Origin of the sequence: Pedobacter sp. BG31 (assembly GCF_042464845.1) — a bacterium.
Classification (GTDB): domain Bacteria; phylum Bacteroidota; class Bacteroidia; order Sphingobacteriales; family Sphingobacteriaceae; genus Pedobacter; species Pedobacter suwonensis.
Map to the genome: position 1 here is coordinate 70,433 of NZ_JBHNZK010000005.1, position 23,731 is coordinate 94,163.

Here is a 23,731-nt window from a genome sequence, read left to right on the forward strand (position 1 = left end):
AACTCCCAACTCAAAACTACCCTCCCGCTCTGTTCTTAATATCATCGGCAGCTGTTTTCCGGTTTTGGTTCGATTTTAAATTCTGGTTTCCGAAGTTATAACTCACACTGAAGGAAGCCCTTCTGCTGATGTAATTGTTCTGCACCCTTAAATTCACATTTTGATAATCGAGCGTGCCTTTCCAGTAATTGGTCTGGAAGATATCATCAACATTCAATCTAAATTTTAAAGCTTTGTTTAGGAAGCTTTTTTGCACGCCCATATTTAAAGCGTACTGATAAATAGTGGTCCGCTCTATACCACGCACACGTGGAGAGTTTAGCCAGAAATTGGTTTCTAAAGTCCAGTTATGAGGCAAGGTGATAGAACTGTTAATGTTAAAGTTGTACATCACTTTACTCAACATAAATGGAGCGCCTTCCAGGTTATCATCCTTAAATTTATTATAAAATAAGCTAAAGTTGTTCTGCAGGCTCCACCATTTGGTAATATTTACCGGAAAATATAAGCTAGCGGTATAATATGCTCCGCTCCCAATATTGCCCTGTCCAACGGTAACAATCCTGGTGCTGTCATTCTGTGCCGTTTTACTATCTAAAATGAGATCTTTTGTTTTCGAATAACTCAAAGAAAATGATAATCCACTTTTATAGTTATAACTCACTTCAAAATTATTGGTAAACTGGGGCTTCAAATATGGATTTCCCTGCTGTATGGTATAAGGATCCATATAAAAATTAAACGGATTTAACTGCTGGTAATTGGGTCGGTCTATCCGCCTGCCGTATGCATATCGTAAGTTACTGCTCTCCGAAATTTTCTGACTGACAAAAACCGTCGGGAACAATGATAAATAATGTTGCTTCACCTCCGTGTTATTGGTTACCGATGTACCGGTAGATTGTGTATACTCTGCCCGTAAACCCGCCTGAAGCTGCCATTTACCCCAATCTTTAGCTAAATTGGCATAAGCTGCATTTACATTTTCCTTATAGATAAAGTTATTGCTCTGCCCTACAATATTCTGCCATTCATTATTAATCAGCGCTGACGCAAGAAAATCGTTATTGGTTTTAACATAAGCGCTTTTCAGGCCCGCTTCCAGCTTGGTCGTTTTTGATAATGGCCAGGTAAAATCGGTTTTTGCTGCATAAATATCAATGGCTGTTTTACTATCATTTTTAATGATGGTATTGTTGTACACTACACCTTTATCATTATAAAAATTAGTATTAAAGTTTTCCAGTCCCGAATAATCAAAACCAGAGAAATCGGCATCGAAATTTAAACTTGCCCCCTCCTTTTTAAAATCATGTTTGATATTAAAATTTGCACTATAATTTTTGTTTGGTGTATTGGCATCAGAATATTGGATCAATGAATTTTTATTCACTGTACCGGCCTGCGTTTCATTGATAAAGGTTTGGGAGAAATTATCGAGTTTACGCGTACTGCTGCTGCCATCAAACATCACTCCGATCGTTGTTTTGTCATTCACAAAATAATCGGCGCCCAATTTTGCAGCCAGGCGAGATCCGGTATATATTTTTTGAAAATTTTGATTAAATACACTCTGCAAACCATTGGCATTGGTACTTCGATCTAAAAATAAACTGGAGAAGTTATTGTTTTTAGAGGCATTTGCGTTGGTAAAAAAGTTCCACTTTTCTACGCGGTGATTTAAGTTGAAGTTCAACTCCGAGCCATAAATATTGGTAGGCAGATTAGCCCTTATTGCATTACGATAGGTTGACGAGACATTACCATTGGTACCAAACGCCTTATTCTTTTTTAGCCTGATGTTGATGATCCCTGAATTACCTGCCGCATCATATTTAGCTGATGGATTGGTAATAATTTCAATGGTTGCGATCTGGCTACTGTTTAAGTTATTTAAATAAGTAGTTAAGTCGGCTGCCGATAAAAAATTATTCTTTCCATCAATCATCACTGTTACACCCGATTTATTGTTTAATAAAATCTGTTCGTTTTGCCTGTCGATTTGCACACCAGGCGCTTTCTCTAAAATTTCGAGTGCGGTATTCCCTGTTGATGTAATACTATTCTCTACATTCAGCACCGTTTTATCAATCTGGTGTTCGATAAAAGGCTTTTTACCCTGAACGCTCACTTCTTTTAACTGTTTAGTTAAACTTTCTATACTGATGGCAGGTAGATTTAAATCTCCGTTGATGGTAAAACGTTCTGTCTTTTTGCTTTTAAAACCTACTATAGAAACCGAAAGCGCATAGTCGCCACTTTTTAACTGATCGATGCTAAACTCACCATCTATATTGGTCGATACACTTTTTAAAAGGCTCGTATCCGGATAATTCAGTATCCGAACAACGGCAAACGACACCGGAACAGTTTTTTCATCAACAATTTTGCCGGTAAGTTTATTTAATTTTTGGGCAAAAGAAGCCCCACACACCATCAGGCATGCAATTAGCGTAAATAATGGTTTCATGGTTTCTTCTTTTTAGGTGTGATCGTCAATCCCGGCCTCGCTAATCGTCATCTCGACTGAAGCGCAGCGAAACGGAGAGATCTATTTTAGTAGGTTTCTTTTTTTTTATGATTATTGCTCAGCCGCTATCCCCAACTCCTCTTTAACCTCCCTAATCCGGTTTGATACAGAATCCTGGTAAATGGTATCCGTAGGTTTACTCTTTTTCAACTGTTCCAAATCAAATAGTTCTCCTTTTAGCTTTTGTCTTTTTAAAGCCTCTTCTTTCAATTTGGCAACACATTTCAACCCATCATCCGTCATGATCCAGAGACTCGAATCGTTGTGGTCATTTTCACTGTCATTACACTCCCAGGCCCAGTAGTTATTCACGTAGCGGTAAGTATCCTGCTTTAAAATTAGTTTTGTACCTACCGGGATTTCAAGGTTTAACCTTACTTCCTGGTTTCTCCAGATACTTCCCTTTCTCAATTGAAACCGTGGACTAAAAATCAGTTCTGAATCTTTCACTACATAATTATAGCTGATGTTCTGTGCATTTTGTAAGGCACTTTGGAAGGTTTTGCCCTGCGATTCGTATTTCTGTGTTAAACGGGCAACACCGTTTTCGCTTTTATTAATATCAATACGGATCCGGTTCGGCGAAACAAATGGTCCGTTTTCAAAATCATCAACCACAATCTGGTGGCGGTTATTGGCATCAATATGGTAAGCCACGCTATCTTCTTTGCTGAAATATTTACTTTTATCAATGTTCAGGGTATACATAGAAAATGATTTCAGGTCGGTGGTTTGTATTAACTCTGCGTGCTGTTTAAATTCAGATGATATTTTAGCAGCCTGGTAACCCGTAACGGCCACACCGCCCAGCCAGATAATCAACAGCGCAAAAGAAAGTGTTTTATTAATGGCCTGTTTGTTAAAAGCTACCCTGATGGAGAATAACACCAAAGCCAGAACTGGAACAAAGCAAACAATAAATGCACCAAATAAAATGATCCCTCTATTGCTTTCATTAACAATGGAGAAAGGGAAATATTCATAAATACTGGCATCCCAAAATCCCTGAAAAGCAGCTGTACCAATAATTAACGCAATTAAAAATAACACACCAAATACCACGATAAAACCAGCAATTACTTTAAAAATTACCTTTCCGGTGCCTGAGATAAAACGGCCAAGCCATTCGAAAAACTCACCTATGAAAATTCCAAAACGCGCAAATAAAGGCTGTGCATGTTTATTTACTTCATTTAAGCGTTCCTTAACAGCCTGTAATTCCTCATCAAGGTTCTTTTGGAAGCCCTGAAGATTTGCGGGCTCACCTTTCATTTCCATTTTTTCTACCCGTGATTTTGCTTTTGGCATGATGATCCAAAGCAGTGCATATACCAGTATGCCAAATCCGCCAACAAAACTGATCAGCAAGGTAGCCAACCTGATCCATTTAGGATCGGCATTTACAAAATGTGCAATACCGGCGCAAACACCTGCTACCACACGGTCGTCCATATCGCGGTATAATTTTTTCTCTACATACTGGTGTTGGTAGGCACTGTTAATCACAGGTTCTTCCTCACCTTCTTCGGCCGTATCAAAATCCTGTACCCTGCCCATTTGTGCAATCACCGAGTTTACGTTGGCCGAATCTACCACTTGCTTTTTCTGCTCTTCCAATTGCTCGGTTAACAGTTCGGCAATCCGGTTTTCAATATCCGTTACAATTTCGAGGTCATCGGCATGATTGGCAAAATATTGTTTTACTTCGTTCAAATAGGCTTTTAAGAGCTCGTAAGCACTTTCTTCAATGTGAATAATCGTGTTTCCTATATTGATGATGATGGTCTTTTCCATTTCCTTTTTAGTAATTATGAATTGGCTCCTTTTTGTGAAATACCTACAGCATAAGCCAGCTCCTGCCAGGTTTGATCTAATTGTGATAAAATGCCCCGACCATCTTCGGTTAAGGTATAATATTTACGCGGTGGGCCCGAAGTAGATTCTACCCAGTTGTAGCTTAACAAACCGTTGTTTTTAAGCCTGGTTAATAGTGGATATAATGTACCCTCAACCACCAACAGTTTTGCCGACCTTAATTCGGCAATAATATCCGAAGCATAAATTTCGCCCCGTGAGATGATTGATAAAACACAGTATTCCAGAATGCCCTTCCGCATTTGCGTTTGCGTATTTTCTGCTATCATATAACAAAGATATATGTTTTATATACTACCATGCAATACATAGTACTAAAATAAATTAAATTAAACTCATAAAAAACTGATTATCAGCATAATAATTTTAAATAAAATTTTGTGATTCGGAAATAATTCTTTAAATAGAGAAAATTTTTGATGATTTTTTTGGAAAAGAAAGGTCCGGTAATACTTCGGTTTTTGCAGTCCTGCTATCACCTATAGTCCCGATTGGATAGTTCTTAAATACAAACATTTACTTAAATCGGGAGCTATCTGGTTCTATCAGGTTTAGGTGGAAAGGCTGGTATTACTATTTTGGGTTTTGGCATAGTGCCAGAACGGTATATTCTGCATCCCCATTTTTCATTCAACCAGATAGACACATCTTTTTATAATAATTTAGGCATTTTGCTAACAGACTTTAACAGAGCACAAGTTTCAGCGAAGGACGCCGTCAATCCCAAGTGGCAGAAAGATCAAAAAAACAGGTGCAATATAGAACGAACGGCACTAACAAACCTGAAACGCAGTGGTTTTGTGTTCATAAACGAGAGTTTAATATTATGAATAGTTTAAACACAAAACAAAGTGCCGCTGTTTTTTTGATGAGCTTGGGCCAGTGTGAAGCCACCTTGTTGGATTGACAGAGCGCTTTGGGTACTTTGGCGCTCCAAAGTACCATGCCCTGCGGCATAGAGCAGTAAAAGAATTCAAACTGCAGAAATTACCATCTTATTAAATATATAAATACGATAGATTTAATATATTTTAATAGTTTTGCAAAGTCTTAACTTATTTTCATGAAGAAATCTATTGCCAGCATTGTTGCCGAGGCAAACGAAAGCGGCGAAGGAACGCTTAAAAGAACCTTAGGCCCCATCAACCTGATTTTAATTGGTGTTGGACTGACACTTGGTGCCGGTTTATTTTCCATTACGGGTTTGGCAGCGGCCAATCATTCTGGTCCGGCAGTAACCCTGTCTTTTGTCATTGCAGCTTTAGGTTGCGGTTTTGCGGCACTTTGTTACGCAGAATTCGCCTCCATGATTCCTGTTGCGGGTAGCGCCTATACTTATTCTTATGCTACTATGGGTGAACTTTTCGCCTGGATTATCGGCTGGGACCTGGTATTGGAATACTCTGTGGGTTGTGCTACAGTAGCCATCAGCTGGTCGCAGTATTTAACCAGGTTTTTAGCCAGCTTACACATTTATCTTCCCCCGCAGTTAACCCTATCCCCTTTCGAAACCGCTAAGCTGACAGATGGTTCTGCTGTTCACGGCATTATTAACATCCCCGCAGCGCTGGTAGTGGTATTAATGACGGCTATATTGATCCGAGGTACCAAGGGCTCGGCCATTGTAAATGGCATTATTGTATTTCTGAAAGTGGGTGTAGTGTTGGTTTTTATTGCCTTGGGTTGGCAATATATAGATCCCGCTAATTATCATCCGTATATCCCTGAAAATACCGGAACATTTGGTCAGTTTGGATGGAGCGGTGTATTACGCGGTGCAGGTTTAGTATTTTTTGTATTCATCGGTTTTGATGCCGTTGCCGCCTCTGCACAGGAAACCAAAAATCCGGCAAGGGATCTACCGATCGGTATTATTGGCTCTTTGGTGGTTTGTACGGTTTTGTTTGGATTGTTCGGTCATGTCATGACAGGATTGGCCAATTATAAAGAATTTGCCAATAGCGGTGCGCCAGTAGCCATAGCCATCGAAAAAACACCTTATGCCTGGCTAAGTCAGGCCATTATTTTAGCCATCCTGATCGGCTACACATCCGTAATCCTCATCGATTTAATGGCACAATCGCGGATGTTTTACTCCATCAGTAAAGATGGGTTGTTACCAAAAATGTTTTCTGATGTACACGCAAAATTTAAAACGCCATATAAATCAAACCTTATTCTTTGTTTATTTATTGGCCTTTTTGCTGCATTTGTCCCCATGAATGTGGTTGGTGAAATGACCAGCATCGGTACCTTACTGGCCTTTTTAATGGTATGTGTAGGTATTCTGATTTTAAGAAAAACAAATCCTGAAGCTAAACGACCGTTTAAGGTTCCTTTAGTGCCGTTAATCCCAATCTTGGGTATTTTAACCTGCATTGCCATGATGGCATTTTTACCCTGGGAAACCTGGTTAAGGCTTGCCGTTTGGCTGGTAATGGGCTTAGCCATTTACTTCGGCTATGGTAAAAAGAACAGTAAATTAAACACAGCAGAAAAACAAGCGGAAGCCCAGTAATCACCATTTACTATACAGATAGGCTAATCGGGTTGTATGGAATATCCAACAGCATGATTGCCCTTTTTTAATCACACTTCGTATTTACAATCGTATAAATATCAATTCATTATCAAAAAATATTAGTTATCCACAATTTAACATTTTTCTTAAATATTGGCCTGGGATTTGTCCTTATAAAATCGACCCTATTAAAACATCATCCCATGATTATTAAATTAGACACATCGATTTTCAGGCTTTCGAGGCATAAAGCCGAAACCGTAAAAAAAGTGGCAACACCTCTTTCCAGAGACCAATGGATCACTGCTGACAGGATCGTAATGGCAGCAATGTTTATCATCACGATTATTGGTGCCATCTTATTTTAATTTCAGATGATTGATCAAAAATCTTCAGAAATCAATTCTTTATTAATCATCACTGCAGCTATTGTTCCGGCAGCTGTAATGAAAGACAACGACCTGAACAAGGTTGTACAATCTCCTGCGGCATAAACGCCTTCGGCAGTGGTTTGCTGCTGCTCATTCACTTTTATTGTTTTCAGCTCCGTTAATTCAAACCCCAATTGCTCGTTAAAATTTACGTGCTGCTCTATTTCAGGTTTAACATATATTGCCTTAAAGTTTAATCTTTCCCCATTTTTAAAAACAACATTTTCGAGCTGACCATTTTCGTGTTCCAGTTCAACAAGCTCGTCTTCTAAAATGGTAATCGATTTAGATTTCAGCTTTTTGGTCTGTTCTACATTTAATTCTGATTTTCCATTGGTTAAAATGGTTAGATCCTTATTCCAGAGGTGAAGGTTTTTGGCCATTTCGAAAGCATGTTCACCATTCATTAAAAGACCAATTTTTTCATTTTTTACTCCGTAACCGTGGCAATAAGGACAATGTATTGCCGAGATAGCCCAACATGATGCCAATCCTTTAATATCGGGCAGCACATCTTTTAAACCTGTGGCCAGTAATATTTTCCGGGCCGTAAAACTTCCGGTATTTTCTACTTTAATCCTAAAACCTTTATGTATCCGCTCAGCTGAAATGGCTTTTCCTTCCAAAAACCTCACAGTTGGATATTTTAGCACCTCTTCTTTTGCTGCTCTGGCAATATCCGCTGGCCGATCACCATCGTGTGTTAAAAAATTATGAGAATGCGGCGTTTGTCGGTTACAAGGTTTACCAGAATCGATTATTAAAACGTTGCGGGTTGAACGGCCCAGGGTTAATGCTGCAGACAAACCTGCATAGCTACCACCAATTATAATTACATCAAAATCCATATACTTATCTTTTAAAACAAAGATCAGAATTCAAATTACAAATGCAACATAGATGCATTAAATCAATGTCATTTTATTTTTTATAGATAAGTGCTTTTATAAAACCCCGATAATAAAAACGTTGTGCTGAAATCTGATAATCTGCATTCAAAAAATAAGGACTCATGTCAATTAATTGATTGGCCTCTACAATTCCAAGCAATTTAAAAAAGCCATACATCGATTTGAGCAAGAGCCATTTCCACCAATTTCCATTACCTTGATCTAGAGAGAAATCGACCAGAAACCATTGTCCGCCACCCTTTAAATAAGAATTCAATTGCCAAAATACTTTTGCAGCCCTTTCTTCAGCAAAATTATCGAAAAGGAATGGCGTTAAAATTACATCAAATAATACATCAGTCTTAAAATCTTCAATGCCGATATTCACAAATTCGACCTGATTGTTTTTATAGTCTCGCTTTTGCGAAAGTGCAAGCATTTTACCTGAGATTTCAACATAAACCAGCTTCAGACCACTTGGATATATTTTGGCAATTTCCTCTAAAATCCACCCTGTTCCCCCGCCTACAATTAAAATTGAACTATTTTTTGGGATATATTGAAGTTGATTAACCTGAGCATTAACCTGCGATTTAAAAAACACCAAACGGCTTAAGGTATCGTAATGATTGGCTATTTTATCGTAGTTGTTGTTCATTTTTGGTGTAGTATCAAGTATTGAGATTCAAGTATCAAGATAAATTTCTCGGTTGTAAATACGTTTTGGTCTTTCTGCTTTAGTCTTTAAGCTTTAGCTTTTCAGCTTTAGTCTTTCCCCTTAATGAACAAACTGCATTCCTATTATCCCACATATGGCCTTAAATAAAATCAGTCCATCAATCACCATCAGGTAGTATAGGATGTTTTTCCTTTTGTGCATGGAATAAGCAATATAAATTGTCAAAACAAATGGCAGAACATTGAACAGAACCTGCGGTACCCCAAAACCTTTGTAACTGGCAAATATACCCAACGAAATTAAGCCGATAATTAGCAGCGGAATCAAAATATTAAAAATGGTCCTTCGCAAACCATAACGCACCACGAATGTGCGCAGGTGTTTATTCGCATCTGTAGGATAATCTTTAATATCGAAAATAATGGCATTTACGGTGCAGAACATCCAGTTTTTTACAAACAACCAGGTCCACAATACCGAATCGTGATAGCCCACGCCTGTTTCAATTTTAAGCATAATTAAAGGCAGTACATTGGCACAACAGGCCCAAACAAAACCGATAACGAAAGCTTTAAACCAGCCAGTATTACGCAAATTGAACTTAATAAAGGATTTGGGGAGTAAGCCGTAATATAAAACACCTGCGATGATAATAATAACTATGGCTATCCAATAACTAATCGGGAGCGCCAGAATATGCTGAAAGTTTTGGTACAGCAGATTAATGGCCAATAGCATGCAACTGATAAAAAGCACAGCCTGACTCCAGTTAATAAAAGTTTTATGTTTAAAATACCACTGATTACGCGGATTGGTAGTAGAGGGTGCCGTAGAAACTTTATTATAAGCGTAAGTATAATAAATAGTCGGTGCCAAAAATAGCAACAGGTAATAATTGAGGGAGTTAAATGGAAGTCTTAACTGCAGGGTGGCTTCCAGCGTAAGGGCTACTGCCAAAATCCCTACAAAGTAGTTTCCAAAAAAAATAAACCTGATGATTTTACCGAGCATTTAAATATGTTTTTCGTCAGCAATTTCGGATATATTATTGAATATGGTAAATAATAAAGTTGATTTTCTGCTATCTTAGGGTTAGAAAGAAATTAACAATAAAATCAACAATAAGATGGAGGATACAAAAAACTCAAAATCAGCTAATGATGCCACACCAAAGGTGACGGGAATTGGCGGTATTTTCTTTTTTTCAGACAATCCGAAGGAAACTAAAGATTGGTATGCCAAAAATTTAGGAGTCGAAATCAACGCATGGGGTGCTGTGAGTTTTGATTCGCGAAATATCGATAACCCCGACGAAGTGGAGTCACTTCAATGGAGCCCATTTAAAAAAGGTGATGAATATTTTTCTCCCTCGAAAAAGGAATTTATGATTAATTACCGTGTACAAAATCTAGAGGCACTATTGGAAAAACTCAAAGAAAATGGTGTAACCATATTGGATGAACTTGCCACTTATGACTATGGAAAATTTATCCATATTATGGATGCAGAGGGTAATAAGATTGAATTATGGGAGCCTAGTTAAATCTCGAGTTGGCGTCATTTCGAGCGGAGTGCAACGCAGTCGAGAAATCTAACTAAATAGATCTCTCCATTCGCTGCGCTACAGTCGAGAGGACGGCCGAATTAGTGGATCCTGTCAATAGTAGCACAGCGAAAGATCTTTACGAAATAAACTATCATCATTTAAAATATTTGATGTTAATCGAATCCTTTTAAATATACGTTAGAATAACAATTTACTTTCAATGAAAGATTCTTCACTGCGTTCAGAATAACAGCATAAAAAAAGCCTTCCAGTTTGCTGAAAGGCTCGGTGGAAATGATCCCGATTTCAATCGGGACGACCCTACTTAGCAAAAGACTGAGGTGCTATGACTCAGCCGATGAAATTAATTTTTCTATCATTATCCTACTTTTCCAGTTTTTGATCTGTCTTTCTTTAAGCCTGGCATCTCTTAGATTATCAAAAGCCTCAAACCAGACAATGCACCAATCTCCTGTGTGACAAGTAAATCCGGCATGGTTTGTATTATGCTTCTTTAATCTTTCGGTTAAATTAATGGTAGATCCGATGTAATATTTATTTCGCGTTTTCGAGTATAATATATAAGCGTAAAACATCTCTCTCAGGCTTATAGATCAGGGTTAAGTAAAACATCAGCCTTAATATTTTTAAGGTGACTCAGTATGGCTATTTTCGCATGATAATCTTTGGTAAATTCTAAAAAAGTGTTTTTAAAACTAAGAATTATAAAAGAGAATGCAACAAGTACAATTATTACGAACACATGAATAATAATATTCAATTCTAAAGAGTTGGTCGATGGGATTTTCTCAAAATATAAGTTAAAAAGTGGACCGATTAAAAAAGATAAAATAACCCCAAAGGCAAGATAACGTTTAACATGTACTTCAATAGTTTCCGTAAGTTCTATTATTAAGTAATCAATAAGAATGATACTGATTTTACCTTCTGAATTTTTAATTTTTGAAAAAATTTCATTCTTCATGATCAAGTTAAATGCATGCATATCAATTTTGTTTTTACTATCGATAAGAAACTTTAAATCATCATCGGACTTCACTATTCTTATCCTTTCATGAGTTTGAATCTTTATTGAAATCCAGCCAAAAACAAAAGTTATTGTTAATAATATAATAACAATGGCAAGCTTATGAAGTATAAAAAATATATAAGAAAAAATTAAACCGAGCAATAATAGCATCAATGTAATTTTAGATAAGAATTTAATCCTCCTCTTATACTTTTTAACAATCCGATAGGTAAAAGTATTCTCCAATAATTCATTTATTAGCTCCATAGTAAATTGTTTTATTCCAGAATCTTATTTTTTTGTGAAATTGCAATGAGAGTGAATTTATCAAAAATTCTTTAAAAGGTATTGATAGGCTTCGGTGGGAAATGATCCCGATTTCGATGGAGACGACCCTCGGCATAAAGGTGATCCCTAAACCAGATGAATTAATTTCACTAATAGCAAAAAAGCCTCTCAATAAATTGAAAGGCTTTAATGGTGGGAAATGAGGGGTTCGAACCCCCGACCCCCTCGGTGTAAACGAGGTGCTCTGAACCAGCTGAGCTAATTTCCCTTTTGTATATATGTCAAATCTGATAAAAAAACTCTCCGTTATCTTGAAAGTTTTGGTGGGAAATGAGGGGTTCGAACCCCCGACCCCCTCGGTGTAAACGAGGTGCTCTGAACCAGCTGAGCTAATTTCCCTTATTTTTTCGTCAAACTTAATGCCCCACTCTCCGTTTGGGAATGCAAATATAGCGCTATAAAACTGTTCTGCAAATCTTTTTTTCTTTTTTTTCAACTTAACAAAGTTTCGAGGATTTTATGCGACTGCACCACCCCGAAAGAGGCTGTATGTAAGGTATAGAAAACCAATATCTTATCTAATAAAAACCGGCGCTGGGTATTGCTTAATTTTATTTCAGAAATTTTTTCCAGTGGCGAATTAAACAGTGAAATGAAACCAATAGCATCATCCAGTTGCAGGTAATTGGAATGGATAGGCAGCCGTGAAGTAAACGCTCCTTCCTGCAGATCAAAATAAATCTGATCACTCCTTCTTTTCTCATTGGGAGAAAAACCTAAAAACCGGGTAAGTTTCAATAAAAAGGACAGATGAAAGTTCGGGTTGATCTCTCCAATTTCATCAAACCAGGCGATCGAATTAAAAATATAATCGAATAAACTTTCATCAGCCGATTGCTGCCTAATGCTTTTATACAGGACCTCATTTAAAAAAATAACAATACTGGTTTTCATCATATCATACGGAATACTTCTAAAAACCGGCGTTTGCCTGATTTCAGCAACCCTTTGCATATTGGTATTTGCTTTATGATAAACTACCATATCCAACAAATGGAGCGATTGCAGCATATTCATTTTAATCTTCGCCTTTGGCTTTTTAACACCATTGATGAGATAAGACTGCATACCAAATTTATCAGTCAGCACCTGCACTACTACACTGCTTTCACTGTAGTTTGTAGTCTTTAAAACAATGCCCCTAACCTTGTGCAACATCCGCTTAAAACAATTTTTTCAAAAGTATGTTATTTGTGCAAATTTAATTGTGCGAAAACTAATCCCATTTTATAAATAAGATTAGTTTTGCCTTTAATATTATTAAAAACTAAGCTGCACATGTGGGTTAAGCTATCGAGATTTATTCTTCAGAATCGTATCGCAATCATCGTATTTTTTGTATTAGGAACAATTTTCATGGCTTACCAGGCCAAAAATGTAAAACTCTCTTACACCGGGAGTAAAATCCTACCTGTTACCGATAGCGCTTTCATCAAATATAATGCCTTTAAAAAAACTTTCGGAGAAGACGGAAGTGTAATGGTAGTCGGCATACAATCACCTGATATTTTTAAAAAAGAAGTTTACAACCAATGGGTCCAGCTTTCAAACGATATACAGAAATTAAAAGGCATTAAACAGGTTTTATCTTCAGGAAGAATTTTCCAACTGGAAAAAGATACTGTGAACCAAAAATTTGTATTGAAACCATTGCCCGGTGGCCTGGTGAAAACGGATGCAGAGATGGATTCCATCAAAAATGCCATTTACGGTAATCCTTTTTTTGAAGGACTGGTTTATAACCGCCGGAATGCCACATTAATGGCTATCACTTTTGATACTAAAATCTTAAATACAGCAGAACGTAACCCCATTTTAAAAGAGATTGAGGCTAAGGCAAAAGCTTTTCAAACAGCAACAAAAATCAAGGTTCATATATCGGGCTTACCTTATATCCGCACGGCGGTAAGTAAACTCGTGAGCAACGAATTTGTATTGTTCCTGGGCTTATCGATCATGGTTTCAGCTTTAATCTTACTAATTTTCTTCAAAAAATTCTACGCCGTATTCTTCCCTATTTTAGTGGTGGTGATCGGTGTAATCTGGAGTATCGGGACATTGGTTTTATTTGGTTTTGAATTAACCATTTTAACCGGACTGATTCCGCCTTTGATCGTGATTATCGGCATTCCAAACAGCATTTTATTGCTAAACAAATACCAGAATGAGCTGCGCAAACATGGCGATAAGCAAAAAGCTTTAAGCATTACCATAGAGCGGATTGCCATTACTACACTGATTGCCAACATTACCGCGGCTATCGGATTTGGTGTTTTGTATTTTACCGGAAGTGAACTACTGATGCAATTTGGCAGTGTAGCCTCTATCAATGTGATGGTTACCTGGTTAATGTGCCTGTGTTTAATCCCAATTATCTTTAGCTATTTACCTGCACCAAAACTTAAAGCACAAAACCATGTTGAAGAAGGTTTTTTGCATAAACTATTGGTTAAAACCGATATACTGGTTCAAAATAAAAGCGGATTGATCTATATCGGAACGATTGTCATATCAATTATTGCTTTTATCGGAGTGATGAAAATCAACGTTAACGGATATGTGGTTGATGACCTCCCTAAAAACTCTGAAATTTTAACTGATTTAAAGTTCTTCGAGAAGAATTTTGAGGGCATTTTACCATTGGAAGTAAGTGTAGATACCAAGAAAAAGAATGGCGTTTTCAATTTAACCAACCTTAAAAGAATGGAAAAACTGGAAAAAATGATTTCCGCTTATCCAGAGTTTTCACGCTCTATTTCGGTAAACATGGGCTTGAAATATGCTACCCAGGCTTTTTACAATAACGATTCAACTTTTTTCCGTTTACCGGATAATTTAGAAAAGAATTTTATTTTAGCATACATCGCCAACGGTGGTAAAGGAAATGCCAGTCTGTTAACCAACTTTATCAGTAGAGGAAATCAGAGCACACGGATCAGCTTCCAGATGGCTGACGTCGGTTCGAAACGTTTAGACGCCATTATGGCCGAATTAAAACCACGTATCGACAGCATTTTACCTCCATCTAAATTTGATGTCGAATTGACCGGATCAAGTATTATCTTTTCGAAAGGTACGGATTATATGTTAAGGCATTTGGTCGAGAGTATTGCACTTGCCATTGTGCTAATATCGCTTTTAAGGCTGGCGCAGTTTAAGAGCCTGGGCATTATGTTTATTTCACTGCTTCCGAACATTGTTCCTTTAATTATTACCGCAGGGATTATGGGTTATTTCGGCATTTCGTTAAAACCTTCAACCATTTTAATTTTTACCATTGCTTTTGGTCTGGCATCCGATCAGACGATTTATTTCCTTACACGTTATCAGCAGGAATTAAACCTGACCAACTTTAGTGTACCAAAAGTGATAACGGATACCATTACTGAAACAGGCGTAAGTATGACACATATTGCCCTGATCTTATTCTTCGGCTTCGGAATTTTTACGGCTTCTACCTTCGGAGGTACGGTGGTGCTGGGTTTACTCTTATCGATAACTTTATTGGTAGCCTTAATTTTCAACCTAACTTTATTGCCAGCACTGGTATTGTGGCTAGATAAAAAGAAAGTAAGAAAACTGATATCAGATGAAGAATCGGCAAAAAACGCAGGTGAGTTTGATCATTAGGCCTCTTTTTAATCCTATAAGGTTTTCAAAACCTTATAGGATTATTATATTTATAAAAAAAATTGCCATGAAATATTTCGATAAATTTCATCCCGACAATTTTTACCATATTTATAACCACGCTGTAGGAGAAGAGAATCTGTTTAGGAAACGTGATAACTTTATTTTTTTCCTGAGCAGATATGATAAATATATATCCCCTATCGCTAAAACATTTAGCTATTGTTTAATGCCTAATCATTTTCACTTATTGATTCAAATAAGAAATGAAAAGGTGATTAGGCTGCTGGCAAAAAATGATCATGATGAATTCGATTTCCATAAATTTATTATGCAGCAACTCAGCAATTTTTTAAATAGCTATGCAAAGTCATTTAATAAACAATGCAATAGAAGAGGAGCTTTATTTTTAGATTTTACTAGGAGAAAAGAAGTTAGCAATGAATCTTATTTCTGCAAATTAATAAATTATATTCATCAAAATCCTGTTCATCATGGTTTTTGCAAAACGCCATCAGAATGGGACTATTCTTCTTATAATTCAATAATCACTATCAATAAAAGCTCCAAGCTGGAACGAAATGCTGTTTTTGATTGGTTCGGAGGCATTGAAGAGTTTATAGAATTTCATCGAAATGAAAAATCTATCCTAGACCTATAAGGTTTTAAAAACCTTATAGGTCTGTTGATTATTCTGTTGCAGGCTTTTTTTCCTCTTCATCAGCCGGAGCCTCAACAGTAGGATCGGTAATAATTTCGGCATTGCCATCCTTATCTTTTTTGGCGAATAAAATCGGGTAAAGCAGCCAAAGTGCACCAATCATAACGAGTACACCCGCCAGCATTTGAAAATAGATGCTTCCTTTTACTTCGTTTGCATCTAAAATTTTATATGCGATAAAAGAAAGCAGCCCTGCAGCAATTACAAAAACGGCCTTCTGCAATTTTAATAGCTTAATCATCGGGTCTTTCTTTTTAGTGTTACCATATGAACTAAAACAAAAATAAGTCCAATAAGTTCGAGCAGGCCGCAGAAATAAAAAGCATAAAGCACAAAATCCCGGTCAGAAGGGCTTACTACCACAATAATTGGCAAAACAATTACCGCAACAATCATTAAGGTAAGCCCGATATTAAATAATTTCACGTTAAAAGTATTTACATCAAAACTACCAAAATTCAGCCAATTCTGTTAACTTTGCAACCTTTAATTTTTTGAGGTACTTGATTGATGTATAGCGAATTTAAACAACTGGAACTTGCCAAAATAGGGCAGGAAATATTAGATTTTTGGAAAAAAGAAAACATCTTTGAAAAAAGCATTTCTTCGCGTCCTAAATCTAATCCGTTTACTTTTTACGAAGGCCCACCCTCTGCCAATGGCATGCCAGGGATTCACCATGTAATGGCGCGCGCAATTAAGGATATTTTTTGCCGCTATAAAACTTTAAAAGGTTATCAGGTTAAGCGCAAAGGTGGTTGGGACACACATGGTCTTCCGATTGAACTGGCTGTGGAGAAAAAACTGGGCATTACCAAAGAAGATATCGGTAAAAAAATCAGTGTAGATGAATATAACGAAGCCTGCCGTACCGAGGTAATGCGTTATACGGATGTTTGGAACGACCTGACCGAAAAAATGGGCTACTGGGTTGACCTTGAAAATCCATACATCACTTACGAAAATGAATACATCGAAACCCTTTGGTGGATCTTAAAACAGCTTTACGACAAAGGATTTTTATATAAAGGTTATACCGTTCAACCTTATTCGCCTGCGGCGGGTACAGGCTTAAGTTCGCACGAACTGAACCAGCCAGGCACTTATAAGGATGTAAGCGATACCACTATTGTGGCGCAGTTTAAAACTATCGAGTCTACCTTACCCGAGGCATTAAAAGGTTTTGGTACGGTTCACTTTTTAGCCTGGACAACCACCCCGTGGACATTGCCGAGTAACACGGCATTAACCGTAGGACCGAAGATCGATTATGTACTGGTTAAAACATTTAATCAGTATACTTTTGAACCGATCCAGGTGGTACTGGCGAAAGCCTTGGTAGGTAAACAATTTTCGGGCAAATATTTCTTAGCTGAAGGCGACGACGCTTTTGTAAACTATAAAGCTGAAGATAAAAAAATACCATATACGGTTTTAGCAGAATTTGTAGGTGCAGATTTAGTAGGGATTAAATACGAACAGTTATTGCCTTATGCACTGCCTTACCAAAATCCTGAAAATGCCTTTAGGGTAATTTCCGGCGACTTCGTAACTACCGAAGATGGTACCGGTATCGTACACACTGCACCTACATTTGGTGCGGATGATGCCCGGGCAGCTAAACTGGCTACACCTGAAGTACCGCCAATGCTCGTTTTGGATGAAAAAGGCAATGCCGTTCCACTGGTTGATCTGCAAGGTAAATTTATTGCATCATTAGGCGGAAACTATGGTGGCAAATACGTTAAAAATGAATATTATAAAGATGGTGAAGCGCCTGAAAAATCAGTTGACGTAGAAATCGCCATCCAGTTAAAAGAAGAGAATAAAGCCTTTAAGGTTGAGAAATACGTGCACACCTATCCACATTGCTGGAGAACGGATAAACCGGTTTTATACTATCCATTAGACAGCTGGTTTATCAAAACCACTGCCGTTAAGGATAAAATGGTGGAATTAAACAAAGGAATCAACTGGAAACCGGAATCGACCGGAACAGGCCGTTTTGGTAACTGGCTGGAAAACCTCGTTGACTGGAACTTATCGCGTTCGCGTTATTGGGGAACACCATTGCCGATCTGGCGCACAGCTGATGGCACAGAGGAGAAATGTATCGGTTCTATCGCTGATTTAAACGCCGAGATTGCAAAATCGATAGAAGCTGGCTTTATGCCGGCAGGTTTCGAACTAAAGGATATGCACCGTCCTTATGTTGATGATGTGATTTTAACTTCATCAAAAGGCGAAAAAATGACCCGCGAAACTGACCTGATCGACGTTTGGTTTGATAGCGGCGCCATGCCTTATGCGCAATGGCACTTCCCTTTTGAAAACAAGGAAGAGTTTGAAAATGCTTATGCGGCTGATTTTATCGCAGAAGGTGTAGACCAAACCAGAGGCTGGTTCTTTACCTTACATGCCATTGCAGTAATGCTGAGCGAAGCCAGCGATGATATTAAAGCGGTAAATGCAAAAGTGGGTAACCCTGGGGTAGCCTTTAAAAATGTTGTTTCAAACGGTTTGGTATTGGATAAAAACGGCAACAAAATGTCTAAACGCCTGGGCAATGCCGTTGATCCGTTCAGCACCATCGAAACCTACAGTGCCGATGCTACGCGCTGGTACATGATCAGCAATGCATCTCCATGGGATAACCTTAAATTTAGTTTGGAAGGTTTAGATGAAGTGCGCCGTAAATTCTTTGGAACACTTTACAATACCTACGCTTTTTTTGCCCTGTATGCCAATATCGATAAATTCGAAATCGACAAAAACAACTTAAGCAAAGTTGAAGACAGGACTGAATTAGACCGCTGGATCTTGTCGTTATTACAAAACCTGATCAGCGAAGTGGATGAGAGCTACAATACTTATGAGCCAACCAAAGCTACCCGTGCCATCCAGACTTTTGTTGACGAACACTTAAGCAACTGGTACATCAGGTTAAGCCGCCGTCGTTTCTGGAAAGGCGAAATGACTGATGATAAACGTGCTGCTTACGAAACACTTTACACCTGTTTAGAAACCCTGGCCCAGTTAATGAGTCCTGTAGCGCCTTTCTTTGCCGATTGGTTATACAGAAACTTAACCGTTACCGATGCCCATGCTGAAGAATCGGTTCACTTAACCTTATGGAAAGAAGCTGATCCGGGTTTAACAGATAATGCCCTGAATGAAAGAATGGTTTATGCGCAGGATATCTCTTCGATGGTTTTATCGTTGCGTAAAAAATCAGGTATCAATGTACGTCAGCCATTGGAAAAAATCTTAATCCCATCTTTAAATGGCGATTTTGAAAAAAAGATCTCTAAAGTTGCCGATTATATCCTTTCTGAAACCAATGTGAAACATATTGAATTCATCACCGATACACATGGCATCGTAAAGAAAAAGCTGAAACCAAACTTTAAATCGCTGGGTAAAAAAGTGGGTAAGGATATGAGCATCGTAAAAGAAGCTTTAGAGAACATGACGCAGGATGATATCCAACGTTTGGAAGTTGATGGCTACATCAACGTTTTCGGCACCAACAACATTCAACATGCCATTGACCTGAATGATGATGTTGAGGTTTTTGCTGAAGATATTCCGGGATGGCAGGTAACCAATATAGGCAGCTTAACCGTTGCTTTGGATGTAACCATTTCTGAAGCGCTTAAACAGGAAGGTATTTCGCGCGAATTGGTTAACAGAATCCAGAACTTACGAAAAGAATTAAACTTTGAAGTAACTGACAGGATTAAAGTTTCATTACAAAATGATAACCTGGTAGCCAGCGCAGTTGCTAAAAACAAGGATTACATTTGTGCCGAAATACTGGCCGATGAATTTGAATTAACAGATGCTGTAAATAATGCAAACAAAATCGTGATTGATGATGTTGAGTTAAGCATTTCAGTAACTAAAATATAAATCCATATATTAGAAAATTAGAAAAGAACATGGAAAACAGCAACAAAACACGCTACTCAGACAGTGAATTACAGGAGTTTAAAGAATTAATTCAAGATAAATTACGCATGGCAAAAGAGGAACTTAATGCTTTAACGGCATCTTTAAGTAACCCTAACGCCAATGGAACAGAAGATACTTCAGGCGCTTACAAAACCTTAGAAGACGGTTCTGCAACAATGGAGAAAGAGCAGATCAATCAATTGGCTGCCCGTCAGAAAAAATTTATCGATAACCTGGAGAACGCGTTGGTGCGTATCGAGAACAAAACTTATGGTATTTGCCGTGAAACGGGTAAATTAATCCAAAAAGAACGTTTACGTGCTGTTCCTCATGCTACTTTAAGCATGGAAGCTAAATTAAAGCAGAGTTAATGAAAGGCTATACAAAACCTTTAATTGTAATCTTTTTGGTTTTACTGGCCGATCAGCTGGTTAAAACCTGGGTTAAAACGCATATGTACCTTGGACAGGAGTTCCATATTATTGGTAAATGGTTTATTATTCATTTTACCGAGAATAATGGAATGGCCTTTGGAATGGAGTTCGGTGGCGAATTTGGTAAACTAGCCTTATCGCTATTCCGTATTGCTGCTGTAGCAGGAATTGGTTATGGCCTGCACTACCTGATCAAGCATAAATATCACCGCGGTTTAATTCTAAACGTCGCTTTGATTTTTTCCGGCGCCTTAGGAAACATTATCGATTCAGTTTTTTATGGCAAGATTTATGGATATGAAACCTGGTTTCATGGCCGTGTGGTTGATATGTTCTACTTCCCGATTGCAGAAGGTCATTTCCCTACCTGGTTTCCAATTTGGGGAGGCGAAGAATTCGTTTTCTTCAGACCCGTTTTTAACCTTGCAGACGCTGCAATTTCAGTTGGGGTAATCTTGATCCTGATCTTTCAGAAAAGTTACTTTAAAGAAGATGTAAAGGATGATGTAAGCTTAAACAGTGAAATTGTTGAAGATTAATTTCCAACGGACAAAATTTAGATAAATCGAAGCCTGCCTCAACCATGAGACAGGCTTTTTTTATGAAGATCCATCATCACGAGAGGAACGGGTTCCCGTCTGTATGTAGCGTTCAGAGGGTTCTACTGATTAAAGCATGGTGAAGAATGTCCGACTCGCTTATTGCTGAGTTAACAACCCAAATCCATTCAATAATCCGTAGAGACAATGCGCTTAACTGTAAGGATAGCGTTAACCACTCTAAGATTCATAGCATAGAAAAGAGTCTCCGACTCGCTTATTGCTGAGTTAACAACTCAAATCCATTCAATAATCCGTAGAGACAATGCGCTTAACTGTAAGGATAGCGTTAACCACTCTAAGATTCCTTAAATTTATGTTTATTAACTTGACAATAATTCGATTCAAATGATTAACTTTCTTAACATCTCCTATTTACAATTTGGAAATGAGAAGCAAAAGACTGCCTATCAAATTTTAACCGATAATAAAATTTTAGAAAAACTTGCACTATATCAACCTATTTTAGTCGGCACCATACCCATTAATATAGACATTGAAAGCAGTGATCTTGACATCATCTGTTGTATCCAGGATAAAATTGCTTTTATCAAAATGTTGACCAATCATTTTCAAAACGAAAAAGGCTTTAAAATCACCGAAAACCCGACCTTGCAATCCATCAATGTCAGTTTCTTTCTGGGTGGTTTTGAAGTTGAAATTTTTGGTCAGGCCATACCAACAATAAAGCAAAATGCCTATCGCCATATGTTAATTGAATATCGATTACTTCTGGAAAAAGGAGAGGAATTCAGGCAGGAGATTATAGCCCTAAAAAAACAAGGTTATAAAACCGAACCAGCCTTTGCCAAATTACTGGGAATTGAGAAAAATGCTTATGAGGAATTGCTGAAATTAGATTTTAAAGGAATAAAACATGATATATAGTGGTAATTGATATTACAAAAACATCAATATAAAATCATCCCGATTGGATAATTACCAAACGAATACCATTTGGGCATAAGTATTATAGACTAAGTATGTTACGCTTAAAATAACGATCTTGCCGCTACTACACCTTCATTGCTTTACTCGGACAGCTGAAATCTGTTCTTTTTAAACCTGTATTTTTTATTGCACCATAACCACCGGCCACATCTATCACATTTTCTACTCCACGCGACTTTAAAATGGAAGCAGCAATCATCGAACGGTAACCACCTGCACAATGAATGTAATAGGTAGCTTTATGATCGATCTCGCCAGTCCAGTCGTTAATAAAATCCAACGGACGGCTCAGGGTAAATTCCAGGTGTTCGGCTTCATACTCACCTGGCTTACGTACATCAAGTGCAGTAATTTCACCATTTGAGGCGGCCGCTTCAAAAGCATCTGCAGAAATTGTTTCAATCGTATCTATTTCTTTTCCCGCATCTATCCATCTTTCGAAACTTCCATCCAGATATCCAATCGTATTGTCATAACCAACCCGGGTTAAACGTGTAATCGTTTCCTGCTCTTTCCCCTGATCGGTAATCAATAAAATGGGCTGTTGTAAATCGCTAATCAACGCCCCAACCCAAGGCGCAAACTGTCCGTTTAAACCGATATTGATCGAATTCGGAATAAAGCCTTTTGCAAAAACCTGCGGATCACGTGTATCCAGCATAACAGCACCCGTTTGATTCGCCAGATCCTCGAATTGTTGGGGATTTAGCGCATTCAATCCCTTTTCGTAAATATCATCAATACTTTCTACTCCGCCTTTATTAATGGCAGCATTTTTAGCAAAATATTGTGGTGGAGGCAAAATACCCTCCGTTACTTCGGCAATGAACTGTTCTTTCGTTTCTGCCTTTAAGGCGTAATTTACTTGTTTCTGGTGACCTAAAGTATCAAAAGTTTCTTTACTCATGCTCTTGCCACAAGCCGAGCCGGCACCATGGGCAGGATAAACAATTACATCAGCAGCTAGTGGCTTTATCTTTTCATTTAAGGAATCGTAAAGCATCCCGGCTAAGTCATTCATTGTTAAATTACCTTTCTGTGCTAAATCCGGACGGCCGACATCACCAATAAACAGGGTATCGCCACTAAAAATGCAATGGTCTTTACCGTTTTCATCAGTTAAAAGATAAGTGGTCGATTCTAAGGTATGCCCTGGTGTGTGTAACGCAGTAATGGTTAGGCTACCAATTTTAAACTGCTCACCATCTTTGGCAATATGCGCTTTAAATTCGGTTTTTGCAGTTGGTCCGTAAATAATCTCAGCACCCGATTTTTCGGCCAAATCTACATGACCAGAAACAAAATCTGCATGAAAATGCGTTTCGAAAATATATTTAATGGTAGCGCCCGCTTTTTCTGCTTTCTTTAGATATGTTGCAACTTCTCTTAAAGGATCTACTATTGCAGCTTCGCCTTCACTCTCAATGTAATAAGCGGCTTCTGCCAGGCAACCTGTATATATTTGTTCTATTTTCATGTTTAATAAGTATCAAGTATGGAGAAGTAAGTATCAAGATATAACCTTATGCCTTAAGCCTTTCGCCATATACCCTTCCTTAGCAAAAATAGGGCTAAATAGTGATAACCGAAAT

The 23,731-nt window shown here is 37.9% G+C and carries 21 protein-coding genes and 2 tRNA genes; 9 read left to right on the forward strand and 14 right to left on the reverse strand.

Annotated elements, in window-relative coordinates:
* Positions 1–16 precede the first annotated feature (16 nt).
* The 3 genes from ACFE6N_RS08315 to ACFE6N_RS08325 all read right to left on the reverse strand — a co-directional run bounded on the left by ACFE6N_RS08315 (position 17) and on the right by ACFE6N_RS08325 (position 4,674).
* On the reverse strand, positions 17–2,470 hold the full coding sequence (locus ACFE6N_RS08315; RefSeq protein ID WP_378935504.1) for a TonB-dependent receptor domain-containing protein: 2,454 nt from the start codon (positions 2,468–2,470) through the stop codon (positions 17–19).
* 111 nt (positions 2,471–2,581) lie between these two features.
* Positions 2,582–4,324 (reverse strand): PspC domain-containing protein, encoded by a 1,743-nt coding sequence (locus ACFE6N_RS08320; protein ID WP_378935506.1) that lies wholly within the window; start codon positions 4,322–4,324, stop codon positions 2,582–2,584.
* 14 nt (positions 4,325–4,338) lie between these two features.
* Positions 4,339–4,674, reverse strand: coding sequence for a PadR family transcriptional regulator (locus ACFE6N_RS08325; protein ID WP_025145298.1), 336 nt, complete (start codon positions 4,672–4,674; stop codon positions 4,339–4,341).
* A 794-nt stretch (positions 4,675–5,468) separates the two neighbouring features.
* Here ACFE6N_RS08325 and ACFE6N_RS08330 point away from each other — a divergent pair.
* Together ACFE6N_RS08330 and ACFE6N_RS08335 are read left to right on the forward strand one after the other, a co-directional pair.
* A complete protein-coding gene (locus ACFE6N_RS08330) occupies positions 5,469–6,923 on the forward strand; it encodes an amino acid permease (RefSeq protein WP_378935509.1) in 1,455 nt (484 codons plus the stop codon).
* A gap of 206 nt (positions 6,924–7,129) precedes the next feature.
* On the forward strand, positions 7,130–7,294 hold the full coding sequence (locus tag ACFE6N_RS08335) for a hypothetical protein (protein ID WP_378935511.1): 165 nt from the start codon (positions 7,130–7,132) through the stop codon (positions 7,292–7,294).
* A gap of 14 nt (positions 7,295–7,308) precedes the next feature.
* Here ACFE6N_RS08335 and ACFE6N_RS08340 read toward each other — a convergent pair whose 3' ends face one another.
* The 3 genes from ACFE6N_RS08340 to ACFE6N_RS08350 form a co-directional block, all read right to left on the reverse strand.
* On the reverse strand, positions 7,309–8,205 hold the full coding sequence (locus tag ACFE6N_RS08340; protein WP_378935513.1) for an NAD(P)/FAD-dependent oxidoreductase: 897 nt from the start codon (positions 8,203–8,205) through the stop codon (positions 7,309–7,311).
* 73 nt (positions 8,206–8,278) lie between these two features.
* A complete protein-coding gene (locus ACFE6N_RS08345; protein WP_378935515.1) occupies positions 8,279–8,905 on the reverse strand; it encodes a class I SAM-dependent methyltransferase in 627 nt (208 codons plus the stop codon).
* Between the two features lie 120 nt (positions 8,906–9,025).
* Positions 9,026–9,937 (reverse strand): hypothetical protein, encoded by a 912-nt coding sequence (locus ACFE6N_RS08350; RefSeq protein WP_378935517.1) that lies wholly within the window; start codon positions 9,935–9,937, stop codon positions 9,026–9,028.
* Between the two features lie 115 nt (positions 9,938–10,052).
* Here ACFE6N_RS08350 and ACFE6N_RS08355 point away from each other — a divergent pair, with 115 nt between their 5' ends.
* The gene (locus tag ACFE6N_RS08355) at positions 10,053–10,469 is read left to right on the forward strand and encodes a VOC family protein (RefSeq protein WP_090984185.1); all 417 of its coding nucleotides are present in this window, start codon (positions 10,053–10,055) and stop codon (positions 10,467–10,469) included.
* A 347-nt stretch (positions 10,470–10,816) separates the two neighbouring features.
* On the opposite strand, the gene ACFE6N_RS08360 is transcribed toward ACFE6N_RS08355, so the two are convergent.
* The 5 genes from ACFE6N_RS08360 to recO all read right to left on the reverse strand — a co-directional run bounded on the left by ACFE6N_RS08360 (position 10,817) and on the right by recO (position 13,008).
* Complete coding sequence (locus ACFE6N_RS08360) at positions 10,817–11,068, reverse strand: GIY-YIG nuclease family protein (RefSeq protein ID WP_378935519.1); 252 nt, start codon at positions 11,066–11,068, stop codon at positions 10,817–10,819.
* An 11-nt stretch (positions 11,069–11,079) separates the two neighbouring features.
* Positions 11,080–11,769 (reverse strand): hypothetical protein, encoded by a 690-nt coding sequence (locus ACFE6N_RS08365; protein ID WP_378935521.1) that lies wholly within the window; start codon positions 11,767–11,769, stop codon positions 11,080–11,082.
* Positions 11,770–11,980: 211 nt separating this feature from the next.
* A tRNA-Val gene (locus ACFE6N_RS08370) sits at positions 11,981–12,058 on the reverse strand.
* A gap of 53 nt (positions 12,059–12,111) precedes the next feature.
* Positions 12,112–12,189 (reverse strand) — tRNA-Val (locus ACFE6N_RS08375).
* A 93-nt stretch (positions 12,190–12,282) separates the two neighbouring features.
* Entirely contained in the window at positions 12,283–13,008 is a 726-nt protein-coding gene (recO, locus tag ACFE6N_RS08380) for a DNA repair protein RecO (protein WP_378935523.1), read from the reverse strand.
* Between the two features lie 120 nt (positions 13,009–13,128).
* Between recO and ACFE6N_RS08385 the strand changes: the two genes are divergently transcribed.
* Entirely contained in the window at positions 13,129–15,480 is a 2,352-nt protein-coding gene (locus ACFE6N_RS08385) for an RND family transporter (RefSeq protein WP_378935525.1), read from the forward strand.
* A gap of 67 nt (positions 15,481–15,547) precedes the next feature.
* The gene (locus ACFE6N_RS08390; RefSeq protein WP_378935527.1) at positions 15,548–16,141 is read left to right on the forward strand and encodes a transposase; all 594 of its coding nucleotides are present in this window, start codon (positions 15,548–15,550) and stop codon (positions 16,139–16,141) included.
* A 28-nt stretch (positions 16,142–16,169) separates the two neighbouring features.
* Here ACFE6N_RS08390 and ACFE6N_RS08395 read toward each other — a convergent pair whose 3' ends face one another.
* Both ACFE6N_RS08395 and ACFE6N_RS08400 read right to left on the reverse strand, forming a co-directional pair.
* Positions 16,170–16,442, reverse strand: a complete 273-nt coding sequence (locus ACFE6N_RS08395; protein ID WP_378935529.1) for an isoleucyl-tRNA synthetase — start codon at positions 16,440–16,442, stop codon at positions 16,170–16,172.
* The gene (locus ACFE6N_RS08400) at positions 16,439–16,627 is read right to left on the reverse strand and encodes a hypothetical protein (RefSeq protein WP_090984193.1); all 189 of its coding nucleotides are present in this window, start codon (positions 16,625–16,627) and stop codon (positions 16,439–16,441) included. The genes ACFE6N_RS08395 and ACFE6N_RS08400 overlap by 4 nt, the downstream gene beginning before the upstream one ends.
* An 84-nt stretch (positions 16,628–16,711) precedes the next feature.
* Between ACFE6N_RS08400 and ileS the strand changes: the two genes are divergently transcribed.
* The 4 genes from ileS (at position 16,712) to ACFE6N_RS08420 (ending at position 22,076) form a co-directional block, all read left to right on the forward strand.
* Positions 16,712–20,113: an isoleucine--tRNA ligase gene (gene ileS / locus ACFE6N_RS08405; protein ID WP_378935531.1), complete on the forward strand. Its 3,402-nt coding sequence runs from the start codon at positions 16,712–16,714 to the stop codon at positions 20,111–20,113.
* A 29-nt stretch (positions 20,114–20,142) separates the two neighbouring features.
* On the forward strand, positions 20,143–20,526 hold the full coding sequence (locus tag ACFE6N_RS08410) for a TraR/DksA C4-type zinc finger protein (protein ID WP_090984197.1): 384 nt from the start codon (positions 20,143–20,145) through the stop codon (positions 20,524–20,526).
* Positions 20,526–21,128 (forward strand): lipoprotein signal peptidase, encoded by a 603-nt coding sequence (locus tag ACFE6N_RS08415; RefSeq protein WP_090984198.1) that lies wholly within the window; start codon positions 20,526–20,528, stop codon positions 21,126–21,128. Before ACFE6N_RS08410 ends, ACFE6N_RS08415 begins: the two co-directional genes overlap by 1 nt.
* 408 nt (positions 21,129–21,536) lie before the next feature.
* Positions 21,537–22,076: a DUF4269 domain-containing protein gene (locus ACFE6N_RS08420; RefSeq protein WP_378935534.1), complete on the forward strand. Its 540-nt coding sequence runs from the start codon at positions 21,537–21,539 to the stop codon at positions 22,074–22,076.
* Positions 22,077–22,203: 127 nt separating this feature from the next.
* On the opposite strand, the gene ACFE6N_RS08425 is transcribed toward ACFE6N_RS08420, so the two are convergent.
* Positions 22,204–23,616, reverse strand: coding sequence for a rhodanese-like domain-containing protein (locus ACFE6N_RS08425; RefSeq protein ID WP_378935536.1), 1,413 nt, complete (start codon positions 23,614–23,616; stop codon positions 22,204–22,206).
* Positions 23,617–23,731 lie beyond the last annotated feature (115 nt).

Coding starts and splice junctions, on each gene's coding strand:
- ACFE6N_RS08315 (WP_378935504.1), bottom strand. CDS start 2,470: ATGAAACCATTATTTACGCTAATTGCATGCCTGATGGTGTGTGGGGCT.
- ACFE6N_RS08320 (WP_378935506.1), bottom strand. CDS start 4,324: ATGGAAAAGACCATCATCATCAATATAGGAAACACGATTATTCACATT.
- ACFE6N_RS08325 (WP_025145298.1), bottom strand. CDS start 4,674: ATGATAGCAGAAAATACGCAAACGCAAATGCGGAAGGGCATTCTGGAA.
- ACFE6N_RS08330 (WP_378935509.1), top strand. CDS start 5,469: ATGAAGAAATCTATTGCCAGCATTGTTGCCGAGGCAAACGAAAGCGGC.
- ACFE6N_RS08335 (WP_378935511.1), top strand. CDS start 7,130: ATGATTATTAAATTAGACACATCGATTTTCAGGCTTTCGAGGCATAAA.
- ACFE6N_RS08340 (WP_378935513.1), bottom strand. CDS start 8,205: ATGGATTTTGATGTAATTATAATTGGTGGTAGCTATGCAGGTTTGTCT.
- ACFE6N_RS08345 (WP_378935515.1), bottom strand. CDS start 8,905: ATGAACAACAACTACGATAAAATAGCCAATCATTACGATACCTTAAGC.
- ACFE6N_RS08350 (WP_378935517.1), bottom strand. CDS start 9,937: ATGCTCGGTAAAATCATCAGGTTTATTTTTTTTGGAAACTACTTTGTA.
- ACFE6N_RS08355 (WP_090984185.1), top strand. CDS start 10,053: ATGGAGGATACAAAAAACTCAAAATCAGCTAATGATGCCACACCAAAG.
- ACFE6N_RS08360 (WP_378935519.1), bottom strand. CDS start 11,068: ATGTTTTACGCTTATATATTATACTCGAAAACGCGAAATAAATATTAC.
- ACFE6N_RS08365 (WP_378935521.1), bottom strand. CDS start 11,769: ATGGAGCTAATAAATGAATTATTGGAGAATACTTTTACCTATCGGATT.
- recO (WP_378935523.1), bottom strand. CDS start 13,008: ATGTTGCACAAGGTTAGGGGCATTGTTTTAAAGACTACAAACTACAGT.
- ACFE6N_RS08385 (WP_378935525.1), top strand. CDS start 13,129: ATGTGGGTTAAGCTATCGAGATTTATTCTTCAGAATCGTATCGCAATC.
- ACFE6N_RS08390 (WP_378935527.1), top strand. CDS start 15,548: ATGAAATATTTCGATAAATTTCATCCCGACAATTTTTACCATATTTAT.
- ACFE6N_RS08395 (WP_378935529.1), bottom strand. CDS start 16,442: ATGATTAAGCTATTAAAATTGCAGAAGGCCGTTTTTGTAATTGCTGCA.
- ileS (WP_378935531.1), top strand. CDS start 16,712: ATGTATAGCGAATTTAAACAACTGGAACTTGCCAAAATAGGGCAGGAA.
- ACFE6N_RS08410 (WP_090984197.1), top strand. CDS start 20,143: ATGGAAAACAGCAACAAAACACGCTACTCAGACAGTGAATTACAGGAG.
- ACFE6N_RS08415 (WP_090984198.1), top strand. CDS start 20,526: ATGAAAGGCTATACAAAACCTTTAATTGTAATCTTTTTGGTTTTACTG.
- ACFE6N_RS08420 (WP_378935534.1), top strand. CDS start 21,537: ATGATTAACTTTCTTAACATCTCCTATTTACAATTTGGAAATGAGAAG.
- ACFE6N_RS08425 (WP_378935536.1), bottom strand. CDS start 23,616: ATGAAAATAGAACAAATATATACAGGTTGCCTGGCAGAAGCCGCTTAT.